The organism is Cupriavidus sp. FW305-26 (genome assembly GCF_058787975.1).
Genome location: NZ_JBYTAH010000035.1, coordinates 67,058 through 72,156 on the forward strand (window position 1 = coordinate 67,058; position 5,099 = coordinate 72,156).

Sequence of the window (5,099 nt, forward strand, 5' to 3'; positions counted from 1 at the left end):
CGCGCCCCCCGCTGGTCTATGTGTCGATCAGCGGCTATGGCCCGGATGGTCCCTATGCCGACTATCCGGCTTCGGACTCGGTGATGCAGGCCGACTCCGGGCTGATGTTCGCCAACCGTGGCGCCGACGGTGGCGCGCGCCGCATCGGCATGCTGCTCGCCGACGCCGCCACCGGCCTCTATGCCGCCCAGGCCTGCGCCGCGGCGCTGTGCCGGCGTTTTCGCAGCGGGCTCGGCGGCCATGTCGAGCTGAACCTGTTCGATGCCTGCTGTGCGCTGCAGGCCAACAACCTGCTCGAGCATGCCATCGGTGGTCCGACGGCCGCCGGCCCGGTGAGCGCGCCCAATGGCGTCTATGCCAGCAGCGACGGCAGCGTGACGCTGCTGGCGCTGAACAACGCGCAGTTCGCCAAGCTATGCCATGCGCTGGACCGCACCGGCTGGCTGGAAGACCCGCGCTTTGCCGACAATGCCGCGCGCATGGCCCACGCCGCGCTGCTGAACCAGCAGGTGGCCGAGCAGATCGCCACGCGCACGACCGCGCAATGGCAAGACATCCTCAGCCGGCACGACGTGCTGCATGCCCCGGTGCGCAGCTATGACGACGTGCTGGCGCACCCGCAGGCGGCACACCGGCAGACCTTCCAGACGATCGCGCAGCCGGGGCTCGGACCGCTGCCCTTCGCCGGCATCCCGGCGCGCGACATGCGCCGGGATGCCGGCCCGGCGCCGGCCAACGGCGAACATACCGTGCAGGTCCTGCGCGAGGCCGGCTTCGGCCAGCAGGCCATCGACGCATGGCTGCAGCAGGGTGTGGTGCGACAGGCGACGGCCCCCGCGGCCAAGGCAGGTGTGCAATGAAGGCGCTTGTCTGCAAGCAGTTCGGCGGCGTGCAGGACGTGGCGCTGCAGGCCATCCCGGAACCGGTGCTGGCCGACCCGCATGCGGTCACGATTGCCGTCGAGTACGCCAGCGTCAGCCACGCCACCGGCCTGATGATCGCCGGCCAGTACCAGCGCCGGCCCCCGTTGCCCTTCGTGCCCGGTACCGAAGCGGTCGGCCGCGTGGTGGCCTGCGGTGACGCGTGCACGCGGCTGCGTCCCGGCGACCGGGTGGTGGCGATCGCGGACTGGGGCTGCTTTGCCGAGCAGGTCACCGTGCCCGAGTACACCGTCTACCGCGTCCCGGATGCGCTGCCGTCAAAGGCCGCGCTGCCGATCCCGATTTCCTATGGCACGGCGTATTGCGGGCTGGTGTGGCGCTGCGCGCTGCGCCCGAATGACACGGTGCTGGTGCTTGGCGCCGGGGCCGGTGTCGGCCTGGCTGCCGTGGAAATTGCGCGCCAGTTCGGCGCCACCGTCATCGCCTGCGCCAGCACCGAGGCCAAGCGTGCCGACGCGCTGCGGCGCGGCGCCACGCACGCGCTGGCCCCGGCGGACCTGGCGGCATCGGTCAAGGCGCTGACGCACGGCCGTGGCGCGGACGTAGTGGTGGACCCGGTCGGCGGCGACCTGTTCAACCAGGCCCTGCGTGCGGCGGCGGCGAACGCGCGCATCCTCAGCATCGGCTTTGCCAGCGGCACCATCCCGCAGGCCCCGGTCAACCTGCTGCTGGTCAAGAACCTCACGCTGCACGGGTTCTTCTTTGGCCGCTACATCGGCTGGACGCCCGCCAACGAGCGGGCCGAGCATGCAACGGCGCTGCAGGAGGTCATGGCGACGCTGTTCGATTGGGCCGCGCGGGGCAAGCTGGAGCCGACCGTATCCGCGGTCTATCCGATCACCGGCCTGGACGACGCCCTGGCCGCGCTGGAATCCCGCCAGGTGGTGGGCAAGGTAGCCATAAAAATCAAGGAGACAGAGACGTGAACAACCGATACCAGAAACGACTTCCGGCTTGGCCGCGGCTGCGCGCGGCACTGATGCTGGCGGCAGCCGCGGCCGCGCTGCCGGCTGCCGCCGTCGCGCAGGACTTCCCGCAGCATCCCGTGCGCATGGTGCTGCCCTACCCCGCCGGCGGGCCCACCGACCTGCTCGCGCGCGTGGTCGCGGTCAAGATGGGCGAGAGCCTGGGCCAGAGCGTGGTGGTCGACAACAAACCCGGCGCCAGCGGCATGATCGGCGCCGAAGCCGTGGCGCGCGCTCCCGCCGACGGCTACACCATCCTGGCCAATGCCTCGCTGCATGTGATCAACCCCAGCATTCAGCCGAAGATGCGCTATGACTCCTTCAAGGACTTCGTGCCGATCACGCAGCTGGCCGACGTGCCGCTGGTGCTGGTGGTCAACAACGCCTCGCCGGTGAAGACAGTGCAGGACCTGATCGCCTACGCAAATAGCCAGGGCGGTGCGCTCAACTTCGGCTCGGCGGGCAATGCCTCGGCCCAGCACCTGGCCGGCGAATCGTTCAAGCTGGCGGCAAAGGTGCCGATGCAGCATGTGCCGTACAAGGGCAGCGCGCCGGCGCTGACGGACCTGATGGGCGGCCAGATCCAGCTGATGTTTGATTCCATGCCGTCGGCGATGCCCTTCATCAAGTCCGGCAAGCTGCGTGCCGTTGCCGTGACCACCGCGCGGCGCGCGAGCGCGCTGCCAAACGTGCCCACCGTCGCCGAGTCCGGCCTGCCCGGCTTCGACATCAGCACCTGGTATGGGCTGTGGGCGCCGCGCGGCACGCCGGCCCCGGTCGTGGAAAAGCTGGCCGCGCATGCGGCCGGCGCGCTGAAGCGGCCCGATGTGCGCCAGCAATATGCCGACATGGGCGCCGAGCCGGTCGGCTCCTCACCTGGCGACTTTGCCCGCTACAACGCTTCCGAAGGCAAAAAATGGGCGGAAATCGTGCGGCGCTCGGGGGCCAAGGCAGACCAGTAGCGCACGGCGGTTGCCGCAGGACTGGCCGATGCCGGGTGTCGGCCAGACGCGCAGTTGGCCAATCTTTCAGATTGCTGCGATCAATTTCCGGTCGGAACCGTCCAGTCCTCCACCACCAGGCCAGGGACGCGCCGGAATGCCTGGTCATTGGTCACCAGCACCGCGCCAGTCTCCAGCGCGTGCGCGGCGATCAGCAGGTTCAGTGCCCCCACCGGCTGTCCTTGGGATTCCAGCGCAGCGCGGGTTTCACCATAGCCGGCCATCACTGAAGGGGCCCAGGGCAATACCTCGACCCTGCGCAGCAGCTCGTCGACCGCGCGCGCGAGGCGCGCTGCGCCGGGGCGCTTGGCCAGCCCGTACATCAGTTCCGCACCGGTGATGGCTGACAGGCACAGCGCCACCATCGGCGCTGCCGTCACGCGTGCCACGACTGCCGGATGTGCCCGCAACAGATGGCTCACGATATTGGTGTCGAGCATGTAGCGCGTCATTCGAGACCCGCCAGCGGATCCCTGGCTTGCTCGCCCTGCGCGCGGTCGGCCAGAAAGTCTTCCGGCACGGCGCTGTCCTTGATGGCAGCCAAAAAGCCGTCCCAACTCTCCGGCCGGCGCGACAGGATCACGTCACCGGTGGACGGGTCACGGCGAATATATACCTCGCGCTCGGCGAAGCGGAATTCCTGCGGCAGCCGTACCGCCTGGCTGCGGCCGGTGGTGAAGATCTTGGCAGTGGTGCTCACGATATTTCCTTTGATAGATACCAAAAGATATACCGTCATGCGATGGATATCAAGATAGCTACCACCAGCTGTATCTGTGGGATGTCTAACGAGACGGGACGAAAATGCGCTAAGCAACACCTACGTCCCAGCAATGCTTCTTCCCTTGTTTTGCTCTGCGGCGCACCGCAACCGTGCACCCATGCGCCCGGATTGAGCACGGGCTCCCCCTCATTTCCCCAGCGCCCATTCAAAGCTACGGGTTTTCGCTCGTTGAACGTTGGCATGTCTGTTGCATAGTATTCAAGTGACTTGAATATGGTGCAGGCAGCTTTCCAAGAGCTTTCCCGGGCGTCCACACGCGCCTTGCATCGGTTCGGGTCGGTGACGCCGCGCAGCGGTCCGTCCAATTGTCCATGCAACCCAGGGGGAAGAGAGTGCGCAAGAAACACACTGCAGTAGCCGCCGCCATCGCAGCCGCAGCGACCGGAATGGTCCTGACGGCAGCACCGGCGCAGGCCAAGGATGTCGTCAAGATTGCCTTTGTCGGTCCGCTGACCGGTGGCGTGTCGTCGATCGGCCTGGGCGGACGCAATTCCGCGGACCTGGCCGTGCGCTTGCGCAATGCGGACCCGAAGGCCAGGTACACCTATGAACTGGTGGTGCAGGACGACGAGTGCCGGCCGAACGTCGGCGTGCAGGTGGCGACCAAGATCGCGGCGGACAAGTCCATCGTTGCCGGCGTGACGCACTTCTGCTCTGCCGTGGCCATGGGCACAGTGGGCGTCTACAGCCGCTTCGGCATGCCCGCCGTGGTGTGGGGCGCCGTGCTACCCGAGGTCACTTATGGCAACAAGTTCAAGGAGATCCATCGCGTCAACGGCACGATGATCAACCAGAGCGAAGTGGCGGCCAAATTCATGACCGGGCTGGGCTACAAGAAGTGGGCGATCATCCATGACACCACCGACTACGGCAAGGGCCACAACAAGTATTTCAGCGAGTTCCTGAAGAAGGACGGCGGCACCATCGTCGGCACGTTCGGCGTGACAGCCGATCAGCAAGATTTCACCACGGAGCTGACCAAGATCCGCGAACTGAAGCCCGACGTGGTGTATTTCGGCGGCCTCACGCCGCTGGGCGTGCGCATCCGCACGCAGATGGACAAGCTCGGCATCAAGGCCCAGTTCGAGGGCACGTCGGGCATCAAGTCCGATGCCTATATCGAAGGCGTGGGCAAATCGCTGTCGGAGGGTTCGCTGGCGTTCATCGAAGGCGCGCCGGTAGAGAAGCTGGCGGGCGGCCAGTTCTTCATGGAACGCTACACGCAGCAGAAATACGGTGAACCGCCGGAAGCGTACGGCCCGTTTGCGTTTGCCGCGGCCAACCTGATCATCGACGCCGTGGAAAAGGTGGGCCCGGACCGCAAGAAGGTACGTGATGTGCTGAACGGCACCAGGGACGTGAACACCATCATCGGCAAGGTCACCTTCGACGACCACGGCCAGAACGT

At 66.7% G+C, this 5,099-nt stretch carries 6 protein-coding genes; 4 read left to right on the top strand and 2 right to left on the bottom strand.

Annotation, left to right across the window (positions count from 1 at the left end; genetic code table 11):
- The 3 genes from AC3WQZ_RS19430 to AC3WQZ_RS19440 form a co-directional block, all read left to right on the top strand.
- On the top strand, window positions 1–860 hold an 860-nt coding region (locus AC3WQZ_RS19430; RefSeq protein ID WP_492301086.1), incomplete at its 5' end, for a CaiB/BaiF CoA transferase family protein.
- Entirely contained in the window at window positions 857–1,867 is a 1,011-nt protein-coding gene (locus AC3WQZ_RS19435) for an NADPH:quinone oxidoreductase family protein (protein ID WP_058696549.1), read from the top strand. The genes AC3WQZ_RS19430 and AC3WQZ_RS19435, both read left to right, overlap by 4 nt.
- A 53-nt stretch (window positions 1,868–1,920) precedes the next feature.
- A complete protein-coding gene (locus AC3WQZ_RS19440) occupies window positions 1,921–2,868 on the top strand; it encodes a tripartite tricarboxylate transporter substrate binding protein (protein ID WP_051398610.1) in 948 nt (315 codons plus the stop codon).
- Between the two features lie 80 nt (window positions 2,869–2,948).
- On the opposite strand, the gene AC3WQZ_RS19445 is transcribed toward AC3WQZ_RS19440, so the two are convergent.
- Both AC3WQZ_RS19445 and AC3WQZ_RS19450 read right to left on the bottom strand, forming a co-directional pair.
- Window positions 2,949–3,359, bottom strand: a complete 411-nt coding sequence (locus tag AC3WQZ_RS19445; RefSeq protein ID WP_058696550.1) for a type II toxin-antitoxin system VapC family toxin — start codon at window positions 3,357–3,359, stop codon at window positions 2,949–2,951.
- Window positions 3,356–3,607, bottom strand: coding sequence for an antitoxin (locus AC3WQZ_RS19450; protein ID WP_058696551.1), 252 nt, complete (start codon window positions 3,605–3,607; stop codon window positions 3,356–3,358). Before AC3WQZ_RS19450 ends, AC3WQZ_RS19445 begins: the two co-directional genes overlap by 4 nt.
- Window positions 3,608–4,023: 416 nt before the next feature.
- Here AC3WQZ_RS19450 and AC3WQZ_RS19455 point away from each other — a divergent pair.
- Window positions 4,024–5,099 (top strand): branched-chain amino acid ABC transporter substrate-binding protein (locus tag AC3WQZ_RS19455; protein WP_492301087.1); only part of this gene is annotated, 1,076 nt, incomplete at its 3' end.